Genomic DNA, 25,576 nt, shown 5'->3' on the forward strand with positions numbered 1-25,576 from the left:
TTGGGCTTTCGCAAGCTTGCCGAAGCTGTCGGAGTTTTGCGCCAACGTTAAAGCCTCTGATGGAAGCGGAGGCTACGGTATTCTATCGACGCCAGCCCCCCATCTGAGGGTGTTTCGATGGAGCCTCCTGTGCACCAGCCCGAAAATGAAGTCCTGAAACCGAAGGATGCTCAGCGCATCACGGCCGAATCGATGCCGCATCATCTGCCGGGAACACCGCAGGTATATCCGCGGCTCCCGCAGATGCAGGATGTGATGGTGCAGTTGTTCAGCCATCACAGCACCGTCGAGCCGATACTGGTGCCCGCGGTGGTCGAGCCGCTGCTGGTATTGGTCCTGGCAGGAACGGCCAGGGTCGAGGAACGCTCCCTCGGTGGGGAATGGAAAGCCGTCAATGTGCAGGCTGGCGACTTCTTTCTCACCAACACAAGCGAGCCTTACGAGATGCGTTGGCAGACTATGGGGTGCGACACCTTCGAAGTGATGCATCTGTATCTCGGCCTTCCACTGATCGATCGGGCTGTCCGTGATCTTCTGGGCGAGCACACCGATCCGGTGACCTTCCTCGAGATCTCCGGTGCCCAGGATGAGCGGGTAAATTTCATGCTTGATCAGTTGCGCTTCGAGCTAACCGAGGAGCGTACGCCCAGCCTGTTGTTCGTACACAGCCTGGCTCAGGCGCTGACCGTTCATCTGTTACGCCGTTATCTCGATCCGCAGAGCACTACCCGACGCAGCAACGCACTACAAGCCTACAAACTGCGCCGCGTCATCGATGCCATGAACGAGCGCCTGGCCGATGACTTCCGCCTTGCCCATTTGGCTCATATCGCCGATTTGAGCGAGTATCACTTCAGCAGGATGTTTAAACGTGCCACGGGGCTGTCACCATCGCAGTACTTCATCCGCCTGCGCATGAGTCGCGCCCGGCATCTACTGCTTGAGACCAATCGCAGCATTATTGATGTCGGATTGGAAGTCGGTTATTCCAGCCCCGGCCATTTCTCCCAGGTTTTTCGTCGGGAGGTGGGGGTCACGCCCAGCGCCTACCGCCAAGCGTGACATGCCCTACCGTTTCTGCGAGGCGCTCGCTCGAATCGAGTATCCCGCCTGCGCATGTAAGCCGCCCCGCCTGCTCAGCCCCTGCGCGATTAGTGGATCTTGAGGTTTGTCGCCAGAAAGTCCATGAAGGCTCTGACACGTGTGGGCAACTTTCCTCCCTGCCCTACGTAAACCGCATGCACTTCAGTCTTCGCGATGGGCATGAAGTCCTCTAAAACCGGGACAAGGCGCCCGTCCGCCAGATCGTGCTCGACCTGGCAAAACCCTACGCGCGCGAGGCCGAGCCCGAGGATTGCAAGTTCTCGTACTCCATTACCGTCACTGGTCCGTGCGTTGCCGGTAACGGACACCGGTGTTAGCTGGCCGTCTGCGCTGACGAAGCTCCACTCCATCATCGGTGGGCTGAAGGTGAACCCCAGACAGTTGTGGTCTACAAGCTCGGCTGGAGTTTTGGGTATGCCGCGTGCTGCAAGGTAGGCCGGCGATGCCACGATAAGACCTCTCGTCTCGCCCAAACGCCTGGCCACGAGATTGGAGCTTTTGAGCGGTCCGCTGCGGATGGCCACGTCAGCCCGTGCGCTGATCAGGTCGACGACTTCGTCGCTGAGGAAAACCTCCACCGATACTCCAGGGTGGTGCTGCAAGAACGTCTTCAATAGAGGCAGCAGAAACAGACGCCCGATATCGACATTGCAATTGACCCGCACTGTTCCCTGAGGTGCGGAGCTGGCTGCTGCCTCCTGCTCAGCCTCATCGACCGCCGCCAGGATAGTCAGGCTGCGCTCATAGAACGCGGCCCCTTCAGGCGTGAGCAACTGCCGCCTTGTTGAGCGATTGAGCAAACGCGTTCCCAAGCGGTTTTCCAGCCTTGAGACGAGCTTGCTGACCGCTGATGGGGTCATCGCACAGTTCTTGGCGGCAGCCGTGTAGCCGCCATCTTCAACGACCCTGACGAACACGTTCATTTCGGCGAAGCAGTTTATGTCCAACCGTCTCATATGAATTCAAGTCACAAGTTGTATGCCCCAGGACCGGCTATATCTGCCGCGTTGCCACTCATACTCTAATCCAGAGCCTGAAAGGCGGACGTGAAATTCAGCAAACGACATGCCACCACTTGGATACCAAGTTTGGAGGGTGAGATGAATAGCGAGATAAAACTGGTCCTGATTCACGGTGCTCAGGATGAAGAAGGACTGAACACTGCACTGCTGAAATGGGTTTCTGATGTTTTAGCGCAACGTGCTGAGTTCGCGCCTTGGTATATGGAACCTGCCAACCTCATAGCCAAGCCAGACAATAAGGCCGTGATGCAGCGACAGGAAAGTCTTCGCCATTTGGCCGAGGCTGATGCATTCCTGATCATTACATCGGAACTGACCAATGTTTATCGCTGCGAGCTGAAAGCATTCATTGACCAGGTTTCGATTGGCTGGCACGCAAAACCGGTGGCATTCGTCGGCTACGGCGGGGCGTCGGGTGGACGTTACGCGATTGATCAGCTTCGCCAGGCACTGGCCGAGCAACACGCGGTACCCATCTGCAATTTCGTGTCCTTCCCTAATCCTTGGGCGCTAATCGATGAGGCCGGGGTTATACGTCAGCCTGATCAAGCCAGGCTTCCAATGGCTCGAATGCTGGTACAGCTGAACTGGTGGGCGAGAGCCCTGAAGGCTGCGCGACAACAGATGCCCTATGAACGGGTGAGCTAAGGCTCAGTGCAAAGGCGTGCCGCAGAAATAGGCAAAGGTTACGGAGTATTCGACTAACGGAAAGTTGTTGCCCGTCCTTAACCTTGTTTCCAGACCCGCTTCCTGGGCAAACAGAAGAGGAAACCAATCATGTTGAACATCAAAGACAAAGTCATCGCAATCACCGGCGCAAGCAGCGGTATCGGTGAGGCTACCGCGCGACTGCTGGCTAGCCAAGGCGCGAAAGTAGTGCTCGGCGCCCGTCGTACTGACCGACTTGAAAGGATTGCTGGCGATATCAACGCCTCCTCCGGCAGCGCTGAATTCCGTGCTCTGGACGTCACGGACCGAAAGGATGTCCAAGACTTCATCGACTTCGCCGTTACCCGGTTCGGTCGTGTTGATGTGTTGGTGAATAACGCTGGCGTGATGCCTCTTTCCAAACTTGAGGCACTCAAGGTGGATGAGTGGGACCGTATGATTGACGTGAACATTCGCGGAGTTCTGCACGGTATCGCTGCCACGTTGCCGCTGATGCAGCGCCAACGGGCTGGACAGATCATCAATATTGCCTCTATTGGTGCCTATGCCGTGAGTCCGACTGCGGCCGTTTACTGCGCCACCAAGTACGCTGTCCGGGCCATCTCCGAAGGCCTTCGTCAAGAGGTTGGAGGCGATATTCGGGTTACCGTCATCGCTCCTGGTGTTACTGAGTCCGAGCTGGCCGAGAGCATCTCTGATGAGGGCGGTCGCGCCGAGATGAAAGAGTTTCGCAAGATCGCGATCTCGGCCGACGCCATCGCACGAGCGATTGCCTATGCCGTGGAACAACCTGCGGACGTGGATGTAAGCGAGCTGATCGTTCGGCCCACGGCGAGCCCATTCTGACGGAGTGCGCAATTGCGGCGCTGGCCGTCCTGCCTGGCGCCCCGGCTTTCCAATTCGACTAGATGCCATACCGAACGCCATGCGAGGCGATCAGCGTATTAAGCCAATCAAGGAGCCGCGATATGACTAATTCCTCAAGCGATCAAAACAAGTATGTCGGTATGTGGGTTACTGTGGATGGCCGCATACGTCATGAACTGCTTGCCGGTGGCCGCTATGACGAGGCCCGTGGCGATAACAAAAGTGCCTACCAAGGTCGTTACTGGCTCGAAGGCAACCACATCGAGTATGTAGACGACACAGGGTTCACCGCCGACGGTGAGTTCCGTGATGGGGTTCTCTATCACGCCGGTATGGTTCTCTATGTGGAAGAGGAAAAAACCTGATATTTAGAGCTGGCAACCAGCACTGGAATGGCGGCAACCGTAATCCGGACCGGGCTGGTTTTGGCCGATTTATACTTGTCGCCCCTGTCAGCTATGGGTCGTCCTGCCAATCCGAAGCGGAACATCAACGCCTCAGTAGCATGCCGAAGTGCACATACCCAGCGAGACCATCAGTGACCCAGAATATCTACGACAACCCCGAGTTCTTCGACGGCTACAGCCAACTGCCCCGCTCGCGCCAAGGGCTCGCCGGTGCCCCCGAGTGGCCGGCGTTGAGAGCGTTACTGCCGCCAATGTCCGGCCAGAAGGTCGTGGACCTGGGTTGCGGTTATGGCTGGTTTTGTCGATGGGCCACTGAACAGGGTGCCGAGCGCGTGCTGGGGCTGGATGTCTCGGAGAAGATGCTGGAGCGCGCTGTCGCCAGCACACACGACTCACGGGTAAGTTATCAGCGGGCCGACCTGGAGCGGCTTGAATTTGCCAGATCCGGTTTCACCCTGGCCTACAGCTCACTCGCGTTTCATTACATCAGTGACTTGGCAGGGCTATTGCGCACCGTACATGACGCATTGATACCCGGTGGAAGGCTGGTGTTTTCCATCGAGCATCCCATCTATATGGCGTCACGCCGACCGGACTGGATCATCGATGCACAAGGACGCAAGTCATGGCCGGTAGACAGTTATCAGGTGGAAGGTCCCCGGTTGACGAATTGGCTCAGCGATGGCGTCGTCAAACAGCATCGAACACTGGGCACGTTACTGAACCTGCTGATCCACACCGGATTCACCCTCGATCACGTAAACGAATGGGGTCCGACCGAAGCCGATCTTGCGGATCGCCCTGCACTTTCCGATGAAGTCGAGCGACCCATGATGCTGATCGTGTCGGCCAGCCGTTGAGTTTCTAACTGCAGACTTTCGGTAGGCCGAAGCCCCTCTGTTCAAGGCTGAACGTAAATGTCACGCACAAAAAACGCCACTCATTGAGTGGCGGTTTTTGTGAATCCTGGAGCGGGAAACGAGACTCGATCCTAGCGCCCGACAATCGGCCAATAGCGGTCATAGTGAACCTTAAAGAAACGGCGAAATGTTCGCCATTGCGCGCGTCACATAGGCCTCCTTCTCTACCACCGGTGCCACATAATCAATCGCACTGCGTGCAGCTTCGACGCCTTCCAGGCGGGCGATGAACCAGGCGGCCAGATACTGCGATGACAGGCACCCGCCGGCCGTCGCGACATTGCCCTTGGCCACGAACGGCTGATTGAGCACTGCCACGCCGGCCTCCTCGATCCACGGCTTGGTGGTCAAGTCCGTGCAGGCCGGAACGTCGTTCAGCAGACCCAGCTTGGCAAGGATCAGCGTGCCCGAGCACTGAGCACCCAGCAGCTGACGCGTCGGGTCGAGTTTCAGGCGAGACATCAGCGTGGCGTCAGCGATGACGTCCCGGGTCTTTCTCCCACTCCCCACCAGAACAGCGTCCGCGCTGCAGGCGTCCTCAAGCGATGTCTGCGCCTTAATCTGCAGGCCGTTCATCGACAGCACGTTGTCCGAGGGGCTGGCGATAGATACCCGCCAGCCGGGCCGCTGGACCCGGTTGAGGATGCCGAGCGCAATCAGCGAGTCGAGTTCGTTGAAACCGTCGAAAGTCAGGATGGCGATGTGCATCAGAAGCCTCGTACTCTTGGAGACATTGTTGGCATCATCGTAAATTCGATAATCAATTCGCTCAAATAGTTGTCATGGATACATGACGACCTGCCACAGCCCCACGAGAATCTGATTCAGAAGGTTCACGCGGCAAACACGATGGATTAGAGGTAGTAAAATGAAAACCCACCCACTACCGCGAAAGTATTCGCGGCAGTGGGTGCTGATTGACAGGCAGAACTGCATCACTCCCCGTTGGGATAGTTGATGAACGATTAAAGATAAACTTTCAGGAAGGCTTGCAAAAATTGACTTTATTAAAAATGGAGTCGCGTTGATTAGTACCGATAGGTTGCCTGCACTGAAACTCCATTCGCACTGTTGTCGTAATTAGCGCTGTATTGCGGTTGCACACCGGAATTGTTCGATTGCTTTACGGAGACGTTGGAATCCCAGAGATAACCATAAGCAAAGTCTATCGTCAGATCGGAATTCGGCGAGTAAGCACCGCCCAAGGTCACGGCTTGGCGATTGCCAACAGGAATACGCACGCTACGATCAGCATTTCTGATAGGCGAAGGATCATAGGCGTAGCCAGCGCGCAGCAGCCATTGTTGGTTCAATTGATAGGAGGCGCCAACGGCGGTGCTCCAAGTGTCGCGCCAGTTCATTTCTTCTATCACATGTCCCAAGCCAGCCGCCTGGCCCATGGGCGAAAGACCGCTGTTGACGGCCTCGACCTTCTGGATTCGGCTCCAACGTTTCCAGGTGGTCCCCAAGTAGCCCGTCCAGCGACTATTGAAATGATGGGTGATAGACGTGTCCACGGACTCAGGCATCGTGAGGTCTATCTTGTTGTCATACGTTCCGTCCAGCGGGATAACGCTCGGGGAGCCAGAAACCTCAGTATGCCCTTCGAGCTCATAGTCCACCTTCGAGTGATAGTTAATCCCCCAACGGGTTGCCTCGGTAAAGTCGACCAGGATGCCTACGTTGTAGCCAAGTGCAGTGTCATCGCCTTTGATGGTGACCAGCGTGTCCTCTCCATTGTTCAGGGCACCGGTGGCCAGGTAATTCTTAAGCTTTGCATTGAAACGGTTTATGGTCGGTCCACCACCAATGGACACGTAATCATTGATCCGATAGGCAATGGTGGGCTGCAGGGTTATTTCCTTGGTCGTGCTATAGGAACCATGGTAACGGCCCTGAAAACTACTCTCGTAATCATTGATCAAACCACTTGGTGCATAGAGGCCCAGACCAATCGAAAAGCGATCATCAAGTGGCGTCGACATATAAGCGAAGGGCACGACTCCCAAAGGTACCGAGTCCCCTTTATTGGTGCCCGGGACATTGCTTTGCGCATCACTGATGTCGTCGCTCACCGAGACGACCGCGGCCCCGCCGGAAATCTCACTACGCTTCAATTTGGTTAAGCCCGCAGGGTTGCCAAAGATGGTGCTGGCGTCCAGCGCGGATGACGACCTTCCCGCATAAGCAGTTCCCGCACTGCTTGCACTTTGTTCGTTCAGGGCAATGCCATTGGCGCCCGCAGTTGTTGAAGCGCTGAGTATGGCCACGGCGCCGGTTAACTTGATCCAGCAAGCAAACGCTTGCTGAACAGAGAAACACGGGATCGCACGGTTATTCACTTTCATTGTCCACCTCTTATTCTTTTTGTTGGTTGCACGCAGGCAAGGCTTGGCCTTGCCGTGCACATGTCAGTGCCGGTTGGAGTTGATCGAAGTTGTGAAAAAGGTCCTGACAGATGAGTACCAGGACATGTTTGTTTAACTTACGAAGGCGAACTCACACTCATTCAAGCCACTCCACTTGAAAGCTATAGCGCCCTAGAAGAAGGGCCAGGGACTCCTGATTGTTTCCCGCCCGGATGCATGCGACTAGCCCGCGTCGCCCATCCTGTACCACCTCTACCTCAACTTCCTGCAGACACATGCGCTCCACTTCCTGCCGGACTACTCTGGCAATTTCCCGCTGCTGCAAGGCAGGCTTGAATATCTTGCCCACGGCAGTCAGTGGCAACGCTTCGAGGATTTCAATACGCTTGGGAACGGCCGCCCGCTCGCTGATGTTGAGATGAGCGAATGCCTCAAGTTCTTCGGCGTTGCAAACTTGCCCGGGGCACAGTTGAACGTAGGCGACCGGTACCTCGCCCGAGTAAGCATCAGGGCTGCCGATTGCAGCGGCCAAGGCGACAGCAGGATGCGCCTGAAGCACCTCCTCGATTTGCTTGGGATCGATGTTGTGACCGCCACGGATGATCAACTCCTTCTTGCGTCCGGTCAGCCAGAAATACCCCTGCGCATCCTGGCGCCCCAAGTCACCTGTATTCAGCCAGTGCTGACCATCGATATCGATCCAGAGGCCCTGGTTATGACGCTCATCCAGATAGCCCTCGAAAAGGTTCGGTCCACTGATCGTGATGAGGCCGATCTCATCCACGTTGGCGTCGCGCAGGTACTCTCCCGAATCGTTGAGCAAGACCGCGCGCATATTCTGGTAGGCGATCCGTATCCCGATGGAGCCGATGTGGCGCTCGCCATGGGGCGGATTGATTGATGAGACGCAGGCCCCCTCAGTGAGGCCGTAACCTTCAAGGATTTTCACCCCGGTCCGGCGCTCGAACTCTCGGAAAAGTTCAGCCGGCATGGGAGCGGCGCCACACATGGCAAAGCGAAGACTGGATAGATCGCGGCCCTGCCATTCATTTTGCAGAAGTGCAGCATAAACAGTAGGCACGCCGGAAAAGAGGTTGATACCGAAGTGCTCGACCATCTCCCAGAATCGTGGGATCACCCCCTCGCCACGATACCCTTGAGGCGTCCCGAGGATCACATGGTCGCCTTGAGTCCAAGGCATCAGTCCAGTCACCAGCTGGCCATTGACATGAAACAGCGGCAGGCCACAAAAGATAACCTCGCCACCACTGCGTGGCTGTAAGTGAGCAGCCACGGCCCATGCGTTGAAGACTTCCGAGCCATGAGTACGCACCGCGATCTTGGGCAGCCCGGTGGTGCCGCCCGTACAGATGTAGGAGGAGCACTCCTCCTGGCGGATTTGCCGACCGCTCTTCAGGTGTGTGTGCGGCTGAGTGTTCATCAGCGATTGCATATCATGAATCGCGATACCGCTGTGTAAGTCTCGCTCCTTCAGTGCCGAGACTTTCAGAGCCTCACGCACAGGTTCGGCGACATAGGGTTCCATGCTGACCCAAACGACAGACCTGACCGTGGGTAACTGATCCAGCTGCGAAACCAGTTTGGGCCACAGATCGCTGCCTGGTGTCGGCGCGAGTGTCACCACTACCGATGCCTTCGCGGCATTCAGCAAGCCAGCCATTTGCTTGGCCTCGAGCAGAGGATTGATCGCCATGACGATCCCCGCCGCCTCCCCGCCCCATATCGTGAAATGGGTTTCCGGCAGATTGGGCAGGATGAAGGCCAGCACCTCACCCGGTTTTATACCCAGGTCATGGAAAGCATTGGCCGCGCGGGTGATATCCGCGAAGAGCTGGGAGTAGCTCCACTTGCAGGTACGTTTGAAATTGGCGGCATCGGCGAAGAAGCTCAGCGCCGGTGCCTGGGGGGTGCGCTCCGCCGCCTGACGTAGCGCTTCATAAGTGCTGCAAGCCAGGCCACGCTCCGCCAAGGGGACTCGTTCGAGACTTTCGATATCGTTCAGGTTCTGCACCACCATCAGGCTTCCTCCACGACTCGGTTGCGTTGCACACCGAGGTCGATCACGCCATCGGCGCTGCGAATGCGCGCCTCGACCACGTCACCTGCCTTGAGATACTGCGTCCGGCCTTCTTGTGCCTTGAGGAAAAGCTTCCACTTGGTGGCTTCCGGCATCAGGGCCGCAATGCGCTGTTTCGCAGGTGAAGGGATCGTTAGCGCACAGCCCGCAGGAGTACCGGTGGCGATCAGGTCTCCAACGGCGAGATCTTGCAAGGCGGAGAGTTCGGTCAGGGTTTCAGCGGGGCCGTAAACCAGGTTGGCCGTGCTGTCGTTCTGTCGTACCTGGTCGTTGACCGTCAGGCGCAGCTGCAGGTCTTTCAGATAACGAATGTTCGAGGCATCCAGAAGGCAGAGGTACGGGCCGACCGGACCGAAAGTGCGGTAGCTCTTGCCCTTGTAAAACTGCATCTGGGGAATCTGAATGTCACGCGCCGAGTAGTCATTGACGATGACGACGCCCGCAATGAACTCATGCAGATTGGCGTCGGTGACAGAAACGGAACCAGTGATCGCGCGTTTCATCACCAGCCCCAGTTCAATTTCGTAGTCAAGGAAGCGCACGTGGCGCGGCTTGATCAGGTCACTGTCAGCCCCTACCAGGCAACTTGTCGCCTTGGTGAAGATCATGTTGAATTTCTTCGCATCCGGGTCCATGCCCGACTCGATCATGTGCTGACGGTAATTGGCGCCCTGGCAGACGAATTGCTGGTTACGGGTCACCGGCGACAGCAGTTTTACTTCGCCCTCCTCCAGCTCAGAGCCCTTCATTTGAGCGAGGTCATCGATACTGTTGTGGCCAATGAAGTCACCGGTGGTTTCAAAAGCGCCAGGGACAATCGTGATACGGCCCTGGCGAAGCACGCCCCAGTGGATACCGTTCTGATATTCAAAGCGGACTACGTGTACAGCAGACATTGAAGGTACTCCTGGAGCGGCGTTTGTCTCGCGTTCGGTGGCGCGAGAACTGTGGTGTCGTTCTGAAGGCGGGCTGACAACGGTGTAGACCCACGCACCGCCGGCAATCAAAGCGCCGGCTTTAAGCACATCCCCCCGGCCAAACCGGGTTGAGTTGTCAGACATGGCGGCAGCTCTACCCAAACATCCGCATGAGTGTTATCAGCTTGCGAATGGTCAGGTCCGGGCTGCGTCGCAGGTTGCGGATCAGCAGCAGCACATTGGCCAGGGTCAACTTGGGTTTGGTAAAACTCTTGGGCATGCGCTGCCCCCACTGCGCCATTGCCTCGGGACTCACCGGATGAATGCCCGTAGGCCGAGTGGCCGTGAAAATATCCCCGTCGCAGTAATGCTCGTGCTTATCGCCCCAAGGGTCTTGCCAGTAATCGAAGATCTGACTGCCCAGAATGTGCCGGCCGATCCCCCATGAGTGCGCCCAACCGCGCTCGCGCAGGACGCGCTGCCCCATACCCACGGCGTCTGCATCGACGACTTCATAGGCGCTATGGCTGTAGGTGGCCATGAACCCTTGCGCAATCGCGAGCGTATGGTGATCCGCGGGAATATCACCGAGATCAAGGCGCATGAAAGTGACGATAGGCGTGCCGTCGGGGAGAACCTGCACATCGCTGGGAATAAACCCGAAATGCTGCGTATACCAGGCACAGGTCGCTTGGTAGTCGGCCACTTCAAGGACGATGTGACCCAGTTTGAGTACTTCGGGGGGAGCAATCGGCGGGCGTTGCGTAGCGTTGATCCGCGGTTGCTCGTGCACCAGGTTCCAGTGCAGAGGAGCTCTATGTGCCAGCGTCTTGCCTGGCGTCTGGTCGCAAACGGCTTCCACAATGAAGCCGGACGGATCCGTCAGCCTGACGTAATACCCTTTACCCGGATGTTCCGATTTCTCGACCGATGACGCACCCGGGATTCGAGTGAGCTTTTTCAGATCTTCCAGGGACTGCACTGCAAGTCCGAACCCGATAAAACGTGCATGTTCGGCACGTTGGACACGGTAACAATAGGCAGTGGCTTTGGTGGCCCGCAGATAGAGCGTATCGGCCTCCTGCCGACTTACCGTCAGGCCGAAGTCAGTCAGGAAACGCGCAGCCTCATTCAAGTCCGGTCGCTGGAAGATCAGGTGAGTCAGATCCTGGGCCTTTACCGTCGGCTGCGGATGCCGCGCAGGGTGTGATGTCGCCAACCGGTGCAATTCGTTTTTGTTGTTCATTGTTCTTGTTTTCCGGGTTTTTAGAGCAAAGCTGTCCCGAACCCCTGAAAACTCAGGGGTTTATTCAGTCAGATCAATTACGAGCTCAGTCGAGAGATGGAAGTGCCGGCAACTCTTGGGTCGCCAACGCACGCGCCTCTTCTGGCGGCACGCCCAATGCGCGCAATACCAGCTCGGCGGTATCAGAGCCCGACTCTCGCCACGTTTTGTGACCTTCCAGCACCAGGAAAATCGCGCCAAGCACACAACTCGATATCAGCGTCAGTATCGAGAGCAATTGTTCCTGCTGAAACCTGTAGCGCCCGGTGGCAAGCCCGCTCAGAAGATCCTTGGTCGCCTGGCTGCTGAACATTTCGCGCAACGCCGAATTGCTCATGGCGAATTTATGGATGAACGCCCCCCACTGGGAGTCTTCGTGTGCTCGGCGAATGAAGAATCGAATGCCATTGGCAAGGCGATGAGCTGGATCCGAGAGGGAATTGAAGCTCTTGTTGACGCGCTCATGCATCTCCCTCGCGAGATGGCTGGCGACCGCCTCAAACAGGTTTTCCATGCTGTCGATGTTGCTATAAACCGTTCCGCGCGCCACGCCTGCCTCTTGCGCGAGGTCAAGGATGTTCACTTGCGAGGTGCCTCTCTCGGCGAACAGGCGAAAGGCAGCTTGATGAATACGGCGTTGTGTTGGATTCAGGGATTCCACGGTTCTCTCTCCAGGATTACCTTTATGGACAGATTGAACACTCGTGTTCATTTTGCGTCAACCCTATTTTTAAGAATTTAGGTTTTTCTGTCCGAAAACGGGCCTGCAATCTAATAATCTAGATGCCGTGATCGATGCCGTCTGGCCAATAAAAGTCCTGCGCATTGACATAATTGAACACGCATGTTCATTTGTATTGGCCGAATTTTTATTAGCTGAAGGACAGAACATGACCGGCTCAAAGCTCTTCAAACCGCTTCGATTGCCTAACGGCACGGTGATTCCAAACCGAATTGCCAAGGCTGCCATGGAGGAGAACCTTGCCAATGATGATCACGCTCCTGGGGAAGCGCTGGTCAAGCTCTATCAGCGTTGGGCGGAAGGTGGGGCCGGTCTGATCATCACTGGCAACGTCATGGTTGATCGCCACGCCTTGACCGGACCGGCTGGCGTCGTGCTTGAGGACGATCGGAACCTGGTGAATTTCCGGCTATGGGCAGATGCCTGCCGCAGTCGTGGGGCCCAGGCCTGGATGCAAATCAATCATCCCGGACGACAGCTATTGGCTTCCATGGGGCAACCGGCAAGGGGCCCCTCCGCAGTTGCGGTCGATATCCCCGGACTGTCAAAAGCTTTTGTGCCGCCCAGGGCCTTGAATGAGCAGGAGATCGAAGAGCTGATTGAGCGCTATACCCAAGCGGCGGTGCTGGCAGAACGCGCCGGATTTACTGGCGTGGAAATTCATGCAGCGCATGGCTATCTGTTTAGCCAATTCCTGTCTCCCTTGACCAACCAGCGTAATGACCGCTGGGGCGGTAGCCTGGAAAATCGTGCGCAAATTCTGCTGCAAACCATCGACGCGATACGTCAGCGAGTAGCACCGATCTTTTGCGTCGCGGTGAAGCTCAATTCCGCGGATTTTCAGCGAGGCGGTTTCAATGCCGAGGATGCGGCTCGCGTGGTGGAAATGCTCAACGCCAAGGCGGTCGACTTGGTCGAGTTATCGGGTGGTAGCTACGAAAGCCCGGCGATGCAGGGGCAGACCCGCGATGGCAGCCGCTTGGCTCGAGAAGCCTACTTTCTCGAGTTCGCGGAGAGAATAGGAGAAATAGCGCGCATGCCGCTGATGGTCACTGGCGGCGTGCGTAGAAAGGAGGTCGCGGAGCGAGTGGTGAGCGGCTCAGTGTCGATGGTCGGACTTGCCACTGCGCTGGCAATCGAGCCAGCCCTGCCGAGACAGTGGATGGCAGGTCGGGACATCAAAGTGGAGCCCATCGTCGTTCACTGGAAGAACAAGGCGCTGGCATCGCTCGCAGTGGCGTCGGTGATCAAGAAGCAGCTTGGCTTGCTGAGCCAAGGCAAACGGACACAACCTGGGACATCGCCCCTCATGGCATTGATCGGCAATCAGCTGAAGTCTCGTCGCCAGGCAAAGAGCTATCGGCGATGGATTGATCAAGCCTGGCCGATCAATGCTGACATCAGATCAGGCAGGTAGCGGCTTGCCGGCAATTCTCTTGGCTCTGGCAGGTGTTACGCCCAGAGCCCGGAGAATCATTTCGGCGACCCGCCGATCGTGCTCTGCCACTGCACGCCCCTCGACAACCGAGCGCATTGCTCCGGTTGTGCACGATACAACCATGTCCAGGGCAATGCCTTCGTCCTCGTAAGCGAGAGTGCCCTCGCGCAGACCTTCACGCAGGTCACCAAGTACATGGGCAGCCAAACGCGAGCGCATGGCCTGATCGAAATGGATGATGCGCAGCAGTGCATTGGCCCATTCGTGATCGTCGGCGGCCCGGCATACAAACATGCGCACGCCAATCGAAAGTCGCTGTGCGCCGCAGTGCACGTCCGTGCTCAGGGCGGAAATGGCATCGGAGAACTCGGTGGCCATGGCGATGCCCACCGCCTCCAGTACTTCGTCGCGAGTTCGAAAATAGTTGTAGATGGTACCGTTGGATACCTCTGCTTCCGCGGCGACCTCGAACAGCGCGATCTCCCCCACCTCCTTACGTGCGACAAGACGCAATGCCGCGTCCACCAGGCCGCGACGGGTGCGCTCACGCTTCTTGTGGCCTCTCGTGAGAGGTTCTGGCGCAGCTTCTAAAGGAAGAATGGGGGAATGCATTATCAAGCTCGTAATCTAGTGGGCTCGTTGATGGTAACGGAAACGCTATCAGGAGTGGCGTGTTTGCCAACCAGCAGGCTCCGGCAGTCACGAAGGAGACTGTCTGCCTCTGCACCAGGGGCGTGGTGCATGATGATACGGTCAGGACGAACCGCGACCAGCGCTCCTTTAGGGGCCAACGGCAGGATGTCATGGTTCATGTCTTCGATGAAGTCACAGCTGCCGCCGGAGCGTTGGCCGCGCGTTCTGACCTCTAAGAAATGGCCTCCCATTTTTTCCCAGGAAACGATCTGCTCAGTGGTTAGCAGTGACAACGGGTCAACACCCAATCCAACCAGGGTCAGGTTGTCTCCAAGAGCATCGTCGCTCAGTTTGATCTGCTTTTGCATAGTGCGCACCCAGGCTTGGGGGAACAGGCTGCCACGTACCAGCTTGTCGCCCCGACGATGCTGCACGAACAGGCCGTGCTTGAAGGTGTTCTTAGGCTTGATGTCCAACTGTTCGAAGTACCTCCTGGTAGCGGGTGTCAACGCCAGCGTGCGCATCAAGCCGTGGATAAAGAAAGCTGCAATCTTGTTTTTGGGCATCACCAGGCGGCCCATGAGTTTCGCTAGATTGATCATCGCCTGGGCATGGGGGCGGCGCTCTACGTCATAGGTATCGAGTATTGCAGGCGCGGCATGGCCGCGAAGGACCCAAACCAGTTTCCAGGCAAGGTTGGCGCCATCTCGAAGTCCCGCTACGAGGCCCTGCCCGACAAAAGGGGGGGTGATGTGCGCCGCGTCGCCGGCGAGAAAGACGCGTCCCTTACTGAATCTGTTGCAGCACCGCGCGTGGAATCGATACACCGCCTTGCGCTCGATTTCCAGCTCCTGCGGGTTGATCCAAGGCGCGATCAGCCGGGCTATGCTTTCCGGGCTTTCCAGCTCTTCCCGGGACTCGCCGGGTTGCAGCATGAACTCCCAACGCTCCCTGCCGCCGGGTGCCGGCATGTGCGGCGTCGGACGGCGCGGATTACAGAGAAACTCGATGTGATCAATCGCTGACTTATGCCGGTTCTTGACATCGACAATCAGCCAATCCTCCGCATAGCTCCGCCCTTCGAACTCCTGGCCAATCAGCGCTCTGACCCTGGAGCTAGCACCATCCGCTCCGATCAGATACTGGGCGCGAACGGAATGCGACTGCCCATTCTCATCCCGTACGGAGGCGACGACGCCATCCGACTCTTCGACCAGGCTTTCAAGCTCGATGCCACCTAGACTGGTCACTGACTTCAGGCGGGAGACCTGGCTGCGCACCGCGTGTTCAAGGTCGGGTTGATAGAACGTCACGAGTTTCGGATGGCCGTCGATGCATCCCTCGGTATTGGCTCGACCGAACTGCCCGAGTACCGGGGAGTGCATCCTCACTTCAGGGATAACGATCTTCTCGAAAGCATCTTCCGACAAACCGGCTTGTTGCAGGATGCGGAGCGCCTCGTTGTCCAGAGCAATGGCACGCGGCATCAGTACGACGTCATGGACCTTGTCCAGTACCAGGGTCGTGACCCCATAGCGACCCAGCAGCGCCGCGATCGTCGCACCTACCGGACCATAACCGATCACCAGCACGTCGACGGCGGCGGGAGGCAATTCGCAAACTTTCTTGTTGTTGTTCATCTCGAGCCCTTGTTGTGATTGAAGTCGTGAGACGCGAGGTCTCATCGTCAGGCAAGGTGAAGGTATTCAATATTGAGAAATATTTCAATATTGATGTTTTTGCCATTATTTTCTGGAATCATGCTCAACCCGCGATGGAGCCAAGGGGCGAGCCGAAGTGCGCGGCGTGAACCGGGTTTGCGCGTGTGCCAGTTTCCGACCGGCGACGCTTGGCTTCAGCGCTGATCAGCGTTGTCATTGGAGGCATAGCTGAAGCCTCGTGAAGATCGCGGCGCACACTCTGTCTAGTCTTTAGGAATCAACCGTGGCACGTCCGCAGCCCCATCCCAACCCAGTCTTGCTCTGCTTCGTCGAGTTCGAGCTCGATGAGTCCAACGCCTGTTTGTCGCGCAATGGGCAAGCGGTGGCATTGGCGCCGACGCCCTTCACGTTGTTATGCGCGCTGGCACGCCAGCCAGGATCGCTGGTGACCAAGGACGCCTTGCTTGATGCCGTGTGGGGGCATCGGTTCGTCAGCGATTCGGTCCTGAAGACGGCCATTAGCGATCTGCGCAAGGTACTGGGCGACGATCCCAGGCATCCTCGTTTCATCGAGACGGTGTCACGGCGCGGCTATCGCTTCATCGCCCCGCCCTCCTCCGCACTTTCGATACCGCCTGCATCCGCGACAGTTACAGCCACCGGCACACCTTCGTCACCGTCATTCATCGGTCGCACTGACGAGGTCGCGAGGCTGCAAAGAGCCTGGGAGCGGGCGAATGGCGGCCAGCGCGCCGTGGTTTGGCTCGCCGGAGAGCCGGGGATCGGCAAGACCACGTTGATCGAACATTTCCTCACTGGCCTTGGCGACATCGCCTGCGCACGCGGCCATTGCGTGGAGCACTACGGCGTCGGCGAGCCGTATCTGCCGGTGCTAGAGGCGTTAGCCGATCTGTGCCGCACCGACCCCACCCTGCCGGCGCTGATGCGCGCCGTGGCACCGACCTGGCTGCTGCAACTCCCGTGGCTGAGTACCACGCAGGAGAAAGACGCATTGAGGCGCGAGCTTGCCGGTGTCGGCCCGGACCGCATGCTCCGGGAAATGGGTGAATTGCTGGACCGCTACACGGAGCAGCGCCCGCTGATGCTGGTGACCGAAGACCTGCACTGGAGCGATCGGGCGACGGTCCAGCTCATCAACTATGTGGCACGGCGACGTGGCCGTACGCGGCTGATGTGGCTGTCGAGCTTCCGCCTCGCCGAGGTGGTTGCGCTCGATCATCCCCTCAGCTCCTTGCGCCACGAACTGCGCCTGCAACGTCTGTGCGAGGAAGTGGTGCTCGACCCGTTCTCGGAAACCGAGGTCGCTGCCTATATTGCGTTGCGTTCGACCTCGCTGGCACGCGATGAAACCTTCGTGCGCGCCCTGCACGAGCGGACCGACGGTGTGCCATTGTTCGTTTCGTCAATCACCAGTGAAGTGATGGACCCAAAGGACGACAAAGCCACCATCGAGGCTCGGCTTGCGGATCTAGCGGTTCCCGAAAACCTCGCAACCATCATCGATCACTACATCGCCAGGCTGGGTCCCGAGCAACGCACCCTCCTCTCCGCCGCAGCGGTGTGTGGGGTCGAATTCCGCATCGAGACGGTTTCACTGGCCCTCGAGCGAGACCTCGCGTCGGTGGTCCACGCCTGTGAAGAGCTGATACGCGAACAGGTATGGCTCATACGATCGCGGGCCACAGAAGTTGAGGAGACGCTAGAGCCACCCCACTCTTTCCGACACGCGCTCTTCCGCCAGGTGCTGTACGACCGCACGCCGCGCTCATTGCGCACCCAACTCCATCGCCAGGTCGGCGCTGCCCTCGAACGCGAGCGCACGACCGGCGTGCCGGTTGCTGCCTCGGAGCTGGCAATGCACTTCGACCGGGCTCGGCAGCCGATGATTGCGCTGCGTTACTACGCCGAGGCCGCAGAAGCCGCGCTGCTGCACTTCAGCCCGGACTTGTGCATTGGCCTCACTGAGCGCGCCTTGGTCCTGTTGATGCAGGCTCCCGAAGGGACGGAGCGCAATGTGCTCGAAATTACCCTGGCCACGCTGCAAGGGGTTTCGGCTTTCCACATGTTCGGTGTCGGCAGTGAAGCCAAAAGCGTGTTCGAACGTGCATACAGGCTGTTGGCGGATGTCCCCGAACACCCCATGCGCGGTCGTCTGCTGCACGGGTTCGGCTATCTGCTTGGTCTGCGCGGCGACTATGCGCTGGCGCTCGAGGTGGCGGAGCGTGCTGAAACCCTCTCCTGCGACGCAAATGATCAAGAGCTCCTGCTGGCGGCGTGCATCGTTCGGGGCGAGGTGCATCACCTCCAGGGACGCACAAAAACGACTCGCCGTTGGCTGGAACGCGCCCTCGCGATCGCCGAACCGCTGGACATCGGGACGAACGAGATTTTTGCGGCTGATCCTCAGGTCATGCTGCATGGCATGCTGGCTATAGAACTCGTGCGTTCTGGTCTGATCGAGCAAGCCCGAATCCACATGCAGCAAGCGCGGGCACGCGCGCAGGCGTTGCGCCAGCCCATGACCTGGCTGGTCGCCGCCTGGCAGGAGGTGTTGATCGAGGTGCGGATGGGAAACCACGTGCGTTTGGCTGCGCTGGCCGACGACATGCAGGCGCTGGTCGATGAATATTCACTCGCACTCGGGCGTACGGCTTGCCGCTGGTGGCGCGGCTGGGCCGACGCGCGCAACGGTGCACCGCGCGACGGCTACCGTCGCATCCGCGAGGCCTATGAAGAACACATCGGGCTTGGAATGCGCTCCGGTGCCAGCGAGGTGCTCGGCTACGCCACCGAGGCGCTGCTGCTCGCAGGTGATTGCAACGCAGCGCAAGTCGAGCTGCAGGAAGCATTTCGGGTGGGCGAAGAACTGGGCGAGCGCGTCTACCTGCCGCAACTATTGCTGCTGGAGGCAGCGATCTCGCGAGCGCAGGGTCAGCCCGACGCCGGCATCGCTGCGGTGCGGCGCGCAGTTGAAGAGGCTCGCGCCCAGGAAGCACCGTGGCTGGAGCTGCAAGCGCTGGTCGAACTGTGCGAGCACCCTGACGCTACGGCCGAGGACCAACAGGTATTGGCCACGCTGGTTGACCAGTCGCCGGAAACTGACGGAACCGAGCTGGCGAAACGTGCGCGCTCGCTGATTCACGCTGCCAAGCCGGCGTGAAGCGGCGCGATTTCTCTGCGGTAAGGATTACTGTCCCGACCGAAGTCTGACCTTTCGCTTACGACTCGCCCCAGGGGGACGCTTACGCTGTCGTCGAACTTTCTTGCCCCCTGGTCCGCGATGATCCTGAACCCTGAATCCAAATACCCGAGCCGCCGCTCGTACGTAGTGAAGCTGCGTAGCGACGCCGCGCCGGGGGCCCTGGTGGGCCGCCTCGAAAACCTGGTCACCGGACGACAGCGCGAATTTTCCTCCGCCGAAGAGCTGTTGGAGTCGATTGCCTCGGACCTCGCGGTGACAGCCGGCGAGCACACGGCAGATACCGGCGGCGAGTGACGCCTCCACCACGAACGAGTGCTCGATATGGCGACCGAACGGCGACCCTTCGCTGACGACTTCGCGCACACCGGGCCCTACGCTGATGCCACCTCGAATTTGCACGAGCCCAATCCGATGCCGCGACTTTCAAACTTCCACCTGTTGACCCGCAACACCGGGCAGACGCCCCTGCAACATGCCGAACGCGTAATCGGTGTCGTAAAGAGTGCGGCGCTTGCCGCGTCCATCGCCCTGATCCTGACCGGTTGCTCCACGGAGGTGCTGACGCCGTCGGTAGACCTACCGAGCAACTTCGCCGCGAGCACGGCCTCCGAAATGGAACCCGAGGCGGCATGGTGGGAGGTTTACCACGACCCGGTGCTGACGGATCTGGTGCGCCGAGCCGCGCGCGAGAGTCGAGACGTCAAGATTGCCGCCGAGCGCCTGCACGCCGCGCGTGCTGGCGAAACGGTCAGCCGCTCATGGCTGTTCCCGAGTGTCGGCGCATCCGCCTCCGGCAGCGATCGCAGCAGCGGCTACAGCTCGGCCACGAAACAGGGTTATCCGGATACCAAGACCACCAGTGCGGGGCTGGACGTCTCGTGGGAGCTCGACCTGAGCGGCCGCTTGCGCGCCGGCGCAGCGGCGGCTGACGCCGATGCGATGGCCGCGGAGCACAGCATGCGCGGCGTACGCCTGCTGGTGATGAGCGACGTCGTCAGCAATTACTTCACACTGCTCGGCGCGCAACGCCAGGTCGCGACACTGCGCGCCATCTCAGCGATGCAGGACGAGACGCTGCGTCTGGTTGTCGCTCGCCAGCAGGCGGGGCTGGCCTCGGCCTTCGACGTCGAACGCGCGCAGACCGACGCCTTGTCGGCGCGGGCGCAGATTCCGCCGCTGGAAACACAGGTGGCTGTGTCGCGCCATCGTATTGCGGTGCTGATTGCCGACCAGTCCTTCAATACCGCGAACATCCAGTCTTCGATCAGCGATGTGGCAGTGGTGCCCGAGGCCAAGCCAGGCCAGCCCGCAGAGCTGCTGCAACGTCGACCTGACGTGCTGGCGTTGATGGCGCAGCTCGATGCAGCCAATGCGCGCCGCAAGCAGGCCGCGGCCGAGTGGTTTCCGCGGCTGTTCCTCGACGCCTCCTTCGGCCGCCAGGGCTTGAGCCTGAACGGCGCCGATCTCGGCGTTGCACGCTTCACTAACGTGGCGGGTTTGCTGGCGATGCCGCTCTTTAACGCCGGGCGCACGCAAGCAATCAACGATGCGGCCGAAAGTGCTCAAAAAGAGGCGCTGCTGCGCGCCGAAGACGGCATCGTGCGGGCGCTCGAAGATGTAGAGAACGCCCTCGTCACGCTGGCGCAAGAGCGGCGCCGCGCCGGGTCGCTGCAATTGGCCGCCGCGTCCGCCGAGGCTGCACAGAACCGCGCCCAGTCGCTCTACAACCGCGGGCAGATCGACCTGTTGCCACTGCTGGATTCGCAGCGCGCGCGCCTGGCGGCACGCTTGAATTCCAACGAAAGCAACACCCGCCTGCTGATCGATAGCGTGCAGCTCTATAAGGCCCTGGGCGGGGGCTGGCAGGTGTTCGAACAACCCGCTACTCCCACCGCAGCCACCAAAGCCGACCTGCCACCCTTTTCTTAAGAATCTGCCGTTTTACTAGAGGAACCGCCTTGAAAACCTCCCTTACTGCGGCCGGCGCCCTGGCCGTCGCCGTCATGCTTTGCGCGTGCAGCCCGGACAAGCCGACCGTGCAAACGCCACGACCGGTTCGCACTATTGAAATCAGCTACGACAATGCCCGCGACATCAGTCGCTACGTGGGCACCGTGCAATCACGGCATGAAGTCGACCAGGCCTTCCGCGTGGGCGGGAAGGTCGCCCAGCGCAAGGTCGAGGTAGGCCAGTTTGTGCGCGAAGGCGACATACTGGCTGTACTGGATGATGCCGACTACCGCCTCGCCGAAGAAGCGTCGCGACAACAGTGGACGGTTGCCGTCGAGCAGACGCGCCAGGCCGACTCGGACCGCCAACGTCTGACTGCGTTGAAGGCTGACGGCTCGGTCAGTGCGGCCGACGCCGAGCGCGCGCAGACCAATGCCCAAACCGCGCATGCGACCGCCGAGGCCGAGGCGCGAAAACTCGAACTCGCACGCAACCGGCTCAAGTACACCGTGCTGCGCGCCTCGCATAGCGGCGTCGTCACGGCTGTCCGCTTTGAGGCCGGACAGGTCGTACCGGAGGGGCAACCGGTTGTCTCGATCGCGAATCCGGGCGAATCCGAGATCCTCATCGACGTGCCCGAGGATCAACTGGCCGTCTTCAAGGACGCGCGCTTCAAGGCCTCGCTGGCCAGTGCACCGAACGAGATCTTCGATGTTACGCTGCGCGAGCTGTCACCACAGGCTGCAGCGCAGACGCGCACCTATCGCGCGCGGCTCAAACCGTTGCAGGCGCTGCCGCTGGGCGCCACCGCCACGGTGATGGCCGAGCGAGTCATGACAAGTGTCTCTGTGGCGGCAGTGCCAGCCACGGCATTGACGCAGATCGGCGGTCAGCCGGCGCTGTGGGTGGTCACGCCCACGGGCAAGGATCCGGTAGGCATCGTCGATCTGGAGCGTGTGGCAGTTTGGGGTTACCGCAACGACGAGGTACTCGTCTCCGGGCTGCAGGCTGGCAAATTGGTCGTCACCGCCGGCGTCCAGAAGATGACGTCCGGACTGAAGGTCGCGCTGCCCGGTGCGGCGATCGTTGACGCCAATACCACGCAGCAGGCCGCCCGATGAACAACTTCAACCTCACCGACTGGGCGCTGCGCCATCGCGCCATCGTTCTGTTCATGCTCCTCATTGTCGCGGTGGCTGGCGCCTTCAGCTTCACCCGGCTCGGCCAGCTCGAGGATCCGAACTTTTCCGTGCCTTCCATGACCGCCATGGTCATCTGGCCGGGCGCCACTGCCCAGCAGTTGCAGGACCAGGTCCTCAACCGCATGGAGAAGAAATTCGAGCAGATCGACAACTTCGAGAAGGTGGTCACCTACGCACGGCAAGGCTATGCAGGCATGACGCTCACCGTGCGCGGCGGCACTTCCAAGGCTGACCAGCGCGAAGCCTGGTATCAGGCGCGCAAGAAACTCAACGACCTGAGCCTCGAGATGCCTGACGGCGTGATCGGCCCGATTCTGAACGACGAGTACGGCGACGTATATGGCCTGATGTACGCCATCAAGGGCGACGGCGTCGGTCACGCCGACCTGTCGCACGCGGCCGAGGACATCAAGCGCCAGATGCTGAAGGTGCCGATGGTCAAGAAGATCGATCTCATCGGCAAGCAGGCCGAGCGTGTCTACGTCGAGTTCTCGCACGAGCGCCTGGCTGCGCTGGGCATCACACCACTGGCCATTGCCGAAAGCCTCAAGAGCCAGAACGCCATGGTGCCCGCAGGCCAGATCGACACCCGCGGCGACCGCGTCATGGTGCGCGTGAGCGGCCAGTTCGCCAGCGAAGCGGCTATCCGCAACGTGCCCATCGCCGCGGGCGGTCGGCAGATCAAGCTCGGCGACATTGCGACCGTTACACGTGGTTTCGAGGATCCGCCCACCTACACGGTCCGCCACAACGGCGAGCCCGTGCTGATGCTTGGCATCACGATGTCCAGCGACGGCAACATCGTGGACCTTGGCAAGGCGATGGACACGGCCGTCGCCAAGATCCAGTTGGAGCTCCCGCATGGCGTGGAACTTGAACTCGTGGCCGACCAGCCCACCACGGTGAGGGATGCAATCCTGGACTTCGGTCGCGCACTGGCCGAGGCGTTGATCATCGTGATCGCGGTGAGCCTGGCCAGCCTGGGCTGGCGGGCAGGCCTCGTGGTCGCGGCCACGGTGCCGCTGGTGCTGGGCGGCGTGGCGCTGGTGATGCTGGCGATGGGCTGGAACCTCGAGCGCATCTCGCTCGGCTCACTGATTATCGCCTTGGGACTTTTGGTGGATGACGCCATCATCGCCATCGAGATGATGGTGGCGAAAATGGAAACCGGCATGGACCGCGTGAAGGCGGCCGCCTTCTCCTATCAGTCCACCGCCATGCCGCGCCTGACCGGCGCACTCATAACGGTCGTGGGCTTCCTGCCGATCGGCCTCTCGAAGTCCACCACTGGCGAGTACGCGGGTGGCATTTTCTGGATCGTCGGCGCCGCAGTGCTGTTCTCGTGGATCTGTTCCGGTATTTTCACGCCGTATCTGGCGGTCAAGATGCTGCCCAACGACTTGGGCAAGCACCAGCACGGTGATCCGCACGACACGAAGTTCTACCGCAGCCTGCGCCGCCTGATCGACGCCGCCATCGAGCGTCGCTGGGTGGTCATCGGTGCGACGGTTGCCGCTCTGGTGCTTGCTCTGGCCTGTATCAAGCTGGTGCCGCAGCAATTCTTCCCCAACAGTTCGCGCCCTGAACTGGTCATTGACCTGCGCGTCAAGGAAGGGTCCTCGTTCGCCGCGACGACCGAGCAGGTCAAGCACATGGAGGAGATCCTGGCGAAGGACGAGGACGTGCGTTTCTATACCGCCTACACCGGCGCCGGCGCACCGCGTTTCTATCTCTCGCTCAACCCCGAGCTGCCCAATCCTGGATTTGCACAGTTCGTTGTGATGACCAAGGACCTGGATGCACGCGAGCGGGTACGTGCGCGGCTGGTGGCCTCGGCTGACCAACAATTCCCCCAGGCGTGGGTGCGCGTGACCCGGCTCGAGTTGGGGCCACCTGTCGGCTACCCGGTGCAGTTCCGCGTCGTAGGGCCTGATACCCAGAAGGTGCGTCAGATCGCCCGTGAGGTGGAGAACGTGATTGCGTCCAACCCGAAGGTGCGCGACCTCCAGCTCGACTGGAACGACCCGGTGCGCACGCTGAAGGTCGAGCTTGATCAGGACAAGGCGAGCGCGCTTGGCCTCACGCCGGCCGACGTGTCGCTGGCGACCCAGACCGTGATGAACGGCGCTACCTTGTCGCAGCTGCGTGAGCACGAGAACCTGATCGACATCGTCGCCCGTGCCGTGCCCGCTGAGCGCCTGAGCCTCGACACACTGAAAGACATCAACCTCTACACGCGCCAGGGCACGGTGGTACCGCTGTCGCAAGTCGCACAGGTGCGCGCTGAACTGGAAGAGCCAGTGCTTTGGCGCCGCAACCGCGATATGGCAATCACGGTGCGGGCCGACGTGAAGGATGGCGAACAAGGTGTTTCGGTGACTCAGGAGATCCAGCCGTTACTCAAGGAAATCGAAGCGAAGCTGCCGTCGGGCTACCGCATCGACACGGGTGGAGCCGTTGAGGAAAGTGACAAGGCCAACAAGGCGCTGATCGCGGTGGCCCCACTGATGCTGATCACCATCCTGCTATTACTCATGCTGCAACTGCAGAACTTCTCCCGCATGTGGATGGTGGTGCTGACCGCACCGCTGGGCTTGATCGGAGTGGTGCCAGCGCTGCTGGTATTCCAGTCGCCGCTGGGCTTTGTTGCGATACTGGGGATCATCGCACTGGGTGGCATGATCATGCGCAACGCTGTGATCCTGATCGATCAAGTGCAAATCGAGATCACTGAAGGGCGCGACCCGTGGAATGCTGTGCTGGATGCCGCCGTCCACCGAGCCCGGCCAGTGATGCTGACGGCGCTGGCCACCGTGCTTGCAATGATCCCGTTAACGCGCAGTGTGTTCTGGGGCCCCATGGCAATCGCGATCATGGGCGGCCTTACCGTGGCAACACTGCTGACGATTTTCTTCGTCCCGGCATTGTACGCTGCATGGTTCAAGGTGGGTCGCCAGACGGCCGCTGACACCCAACAGGTCCGGGGGAACGCCGCGCTCGCATCTGAGTGAGCCGCTATTTATCCGTGAATGAAACACCCCATCGGTTGCATCCAGCCTTTGGGGTGCA

General features: G+C 59.6%; 20 protein-coding genes. 11 read left to right on the forward strand and 9 right to left on the reverse strand.

The window, feature by feature from the left end:
- Positions 1-192 precede the first annotated feature (192 nt).
- Positions 193-1,062: a helix-turn-helix domain-containing protein gene (locus tag AC3WP4_RS05690; RefSeq protein WP_488655972.1), complete on the forward strand. Its 870-nt coding sequence runs from the start codon at positions 193-195 to the stop codon at positions 1,060-1,062.
- Between the two features lie 89 nt (positions 1,063-1,151).
- Here the strand turns inward: AC3WP4_RS05690 and AC3WP4_RS05695 are convergent, their stop codons facing one another.
- On the reverse strand, positions 1,152-2,060 hold the full coding sequence (locus tag AC3WP4_RS05695; protein ID WP_074877249.1) for a LysR family transcriptional regulator: 909 nt from the start codon (positions 2,058-2,060) through the stop codon (positions 1,152-1,154).
- Positions 2,061-2,204: 144 nt separating this feature from the next.
- Between AC3WP4_RS05695 and AC3WP4_RS05700 the strand changes: the two genes are divergently transcribed.
- The 4 genes from AC3WP4_RS05700 (at position 2,205) to AC3WP4_RS05715 (ending at position 4,929) form a co-directional block, all read left to right on the forward strand.
- Positions 2,205-2,774 (forward strand): NADPH-dependent FMN reductase, encoded by a 570-nt coding sequence (locus AC3WP4_RS05700; RefSeq protein WP_102614462.1) that lies wholly within the window; start codon positions 2,205-2,207, stop codon positions 2,772-2,774.
- Positions 2,775-2,903: 129 nt separating this feature from the next.
- Positions 2,904-3,641, forward strand: a complete 738-nt coding sequence (locus AC3WP4_RS05705; RefSeq protein ID WP_102614463.1) for an SDR family oxidoreductase — start codon at positions 2,904-2,906, stop codon at positions 3,639-3,641.
- Positions 3,642-3,763: 122 nt separating this feature from the next.
- On the forward strand, positions 3,764-4,027 hold the full coding sequence (locus AC3WP4_RS05710) for an Atu4866 domain-containing protein (RefSeq protein ID WP_076030900.1): 264 nt from the start codon (positions 3,764-3,766) through the stop codon (positions 4,025-4,027).
- A 173-nt stretch (positions 4,028-4,200) separates the two neighbouring features.
- On the forward strand, positions 4,201-4,929 hold the full coding sequence (locus AC3WP4_RS05715; RefSeq protein WP_076030899.1) for a class I SAM-dependent methyltransferase: 729 nt from the start codon (positions 4,201-4,203) through the stop codon (positions 4,927-4,929).
- Between the two features lie 171 nt (positions 4,930-5,100).
- Here the strand turns inward: AC3WP4_RS05715 and AC3WP4_RS05720 are convergent, their stop codons facing one another.
- The 6 genes from AC3WP4_RS05720 to AC3WP4_RS05745 all read right to left on the reverse strand — a co-directional run bounded on the left by AC3WP4_RS05720 (position 5,101) and on the right by AC3WP4_RS05745 (position 12,319).
- Positions 5,101-5,697, reverse strand: a complete 597-nt coding sequence (locus AC3WP4_RS05720; RefSeq protein ID WP_102614464.1) for a DJ-1/PfpI family protein — start codon at positions 5,695-5,697, stop codon at positions 5,101-5,103.
- Positions 5,698-6,017: 320 nt separating this feature from the next.
- The gene (locus AC3WP4_RS05725; protein WP_102614465.1) at positions 6,018-7,337 is read right to left on the reverse strand and encodes an outer membrane protein transport protein; all 1,320 of its coding nucleotides are present in this window, start codon (positions 7,335-7,337) and stop codon (positions 6,018-6,020) included.
- 157 nt (positions 7,338-7,494) lie between these two features.
- Positions 7,495-9,396: an acyl-CoA synthetase gene (locus tag AC3WP4_RS05730; RefSeq protein WP_102614466.1), complete on the reverse strand. Its 1,902-nt coding sequence runs from the start codon at positions 9,394-9,396 to the stop codon at positions 7,495-7,497.
- Complete coding sequence (locus tag AC3WP4_RS05735; protein WP_102614467.1) at positions 9,396-10,352, reverse strand: fumarylacetoacetate hydrolase family protein; 957 nt, start codon at positions 10,350-10,352, stop codon at positions 9,396-9,398. The genes AC3WP4_RS05730 and AC3WP4_RS05735 overlap by 1 nt, the downstream gene beginning before the upstream one ends.
- Before the next feature lie 175 nt (positions 10,353-10,527).
- The gene (locus AC3WP4_RS05740) at positions 10,528-11,619 is read right to left on the reverse strand and encodes a VOC family protein (RefSeq protein ID WP_076030894.1); all 1,092 of its coding nucleotides are present in this window, start codon (positions 11,617-11,619) and stop codon (positions 10,528-10,530) included.
- A gap of 85 nt (positions 11,620-11,704) precedes the next feature.
- A complete protein-coding gene (locus tag AC3WP4_RS05745) occupies positions 11,705-12,319 on the reverse strand; it encodes a TetR/AcrR family transcriptional regulator (RefSeq protein ID WP_076030893.1) in 615 nt (204 codons plus the stop codon).
- Between the two features lie 229 nt (positions 12,320-12,548).
- Between AC3WP4_RS05745 and AC3WP4_RS05750 the strand changes: the two genes are divergently transcribed.
- On the forward strand, positions 12,549-13,817 hold the full coding sequence (locus AC3WP4_RS05750; protein ID WP_076030892.1) for an NADH:flavin oxidoreductase/NADH oxidase family protein: 1,269 nt from the start codon (positions 12,549-12,551) through the stop codon (positions 13,815-13,817).
- On the opposite strand, the gene AC3WP4_RS05755 is transcribed toward AC3WP4_RS05750, so the two are convergent.
- Complete coding sequence (locus tag AC3WP4_RS05755; RefSeq protein ID WP_102614468.1) at positions 13,806-14,450, reverse strand: TetR/AcrR family transcriptional regulator; 645 nt, start codon at positions 14,448-14,450, stop codon at positions 13,806-13,808. The genes AC3WP4_RS05750 and AC3WP4_RS05755 overlap by 12 nt on opposite strands.
- A gap of 2 nt (positions 14,451-14,452) precedes the next feature.
- On the reverse strand, positions 14,453-16,111 hold the full coding sequence (mhpA, locus tag AC3WP4_RS05760; RefSeq protein ID WP_102614469.1) for a bifunctional 3-(3-hydroxy-phenyl)propionate/3-hydroxycinnamic acid hydroxylase MhpA: 1,659 nt from the start codon (positions 16,109-16,111) through the stop codon (positions 14,453-14,455).
- Between the two features lie 304 nt (positions 16,112-16,415).
- Between mhpA and AC3WP4_RS05765 the strand changes: the two genes are divergently transcribed.
- The 5 genes from AC3WP4_RS05765 (at position 16,416) to AC3WP4_RS05785 (ending at position 25,518) form a co-directional block, all read left to right on the forward strand.
- Complete coding sequence (locus AC3WP4_RS05765) at positions 16,416-19,313, forward strand: AAA family ATPase (RefSeq protein ID WP_102614470.1); 2,898 nt, start codon at positions 16,416-16,418, stop codon at positions 19,311-19,313.
- Positions 19,314-19,433: 120 nt separating this feature from the next.
- Complete coding sequence (locus tag AC3WP4_RS05770) at positions 19,434-19,649, forward strand: hypothetical protein (protein WP_076030888.1); 216 nt, start codon at positions 19,434-19,436, stop codon at positions 19,647-19,649.
- 117 nt (positions 19,650-19,766) lie between these two features.
- Complete coding sequence (locus AC3WP4_RS05775; protein WP_102614480.1) at positions 19,767-21,284, forward strand: efflux transporter outer membrane subunit; 1,518 nt, start codon at positions 19,767-19,769, stop codon at positions 21,282-21,284.
- A 29-nt stretch (positions 21,285-21,313) separates the two neighbouring features.
- A complete protein-coding gene (locus AC3WP4_RS05780; RefSeq protein ID WP_102614471.1) occupies positions 21,314-22,426 on the forward strand; it encodes an efflux RND transporter periplasmic adaptor subunit in 1,113 nt (370 codons plus the stop codon).
- On the forward strand, positions 22,423-25,518 hold the full coding sequence (locus AC3WP4_RS05785; RefSeq protein WP_102614472.1) for an efflux RND transporter permease subunit: 3,096 nt from the start codon (positions 22,423-22,425) through the stop codon (positions 25,516-25,518). The genes AC3WP4_RS05780 and AC3WP4_RS05785 overlap by 4 nt, the downstream gene beginning before the upstream one ends.
- Positions 25,519-25,576: the final 58 nt, after the last annotated feature.

The organism is Pseudomonas sp. FW305-20 (assembly GCF_058788075.1).

Bases quoted from the DNA above. Each gene is read 5' to 3' on its own strand.
- mhpA (WP_102614469.1), bottom strand. From the start codon at position 16,111: ATGAACAACAACAAGAAAGTTTGCGAATTGCCTCCCGCCGCCGTCGAC.
- AC3WP4_RS05770 (WP_076030888.1), top strand. From the start codon at position 19,434: ATGATCCTGAACCCTGAATCCAAATACCCGAGCCGCCGCTCGTACGTA.
- AC3WP4_RS05705 (WP_102614463.1), top strand. From the start codon at position 2,904: ATGTTGAACATCAAAGACAAAGTCATCGCAATCACCGGCGCAAGCAGC.
- AC3WP4_RS05695 (WP_074877249.1), bottom strand. From the start codon at position 2,060: ATGAGACGGTTGGACATAAACTGCTTCGCCGAAATGAACGTGTTCGTC.
- AC3WP4_RS05710 (WP_076030900.1), top strand. From the start codon at position 3,764: ATGACTAATTCCTCAAGCGATCAAAACAAGTATGTCGGTATGTGGGTT.
- AC3WP4_RS05775 (WP_102614480.1), top strand. From the start codon at position 19,767: ATGCCGCGACTTTCAAACTTCCACCTGTTGACCCGCAACACCGGGCAG.
- AC3WP4_RS05750 (WP_076030892.1), top strand. From the start codon at position 12,549: ATGACCGGCTCAAAGCTCTTCAAACCGCTTCGATTGCCTAACGGCACG.
- AC3WP4_RS05730 (WP_102614466.1), bottom strand. From the start codon at position 9,396: ATGGTGGTGCAGAACCTGAACGATATCGAAAGTCTCGAACGAGTCCCC.
- AC3WP4_RS05735 (WP_102614467.1), bottom strand. From the start codon at position 10,352: ATGTCTGCTGTACACGTAGTCCGCTTTGAATATCAGAACGGTATCCAC.
- AC3WP4_RS05720 (WP_102614464.1), bottom strand. From the start codon at position 5,697: ATGCACATCGCCATCCTGACTTTCGACGGTTTCAACGAACTCGACTCG.
- AC3WP4_RS05740 (WP_076030894.1), bottom strand. From the start codon at position 11,619: ATGAACAACAAAAACGAATTGCACCGGTTGGCGACATCACACCCTGCG.
- AC3WP4_RS05700 (WP_102614462.1), top strand. From the start codon at position 2,205: ATGAATAGCGAGATAAAACTGGTCCTGATTCACGGTGCTCAGGATGAA.
- AC3WP4_RS05785 (WP_102614472.1), top strand. From the start codon at position 22,423: ATGAACAACTTCAACCTCACCGACTGGGCGCTGCGCCATCGCGCCATC.
- AC3WP4_RS05755 (WP_102614468.1), bottom strand. From the start codon at position 14,450: ATGCATTCCCCCATTCTTCCTTTAGAAGCTGCGCCAGAACCTCTCACG.
- AC3WP4_RS05690 (WP_488655972.1), top strand. From the start codon at position 193: ATGCCGCATCATCTGCCGGGAACACCGCAGGTATATCCGCGGCTCCCG.
- AC3WP4_RS05725 (WP_102614465.1), bottom strand. From the start codon at position 7,337: ATGAAAGTGAATAACCGTGCGATCCCGTGTTTCTCTGTTCAGCAAGCG.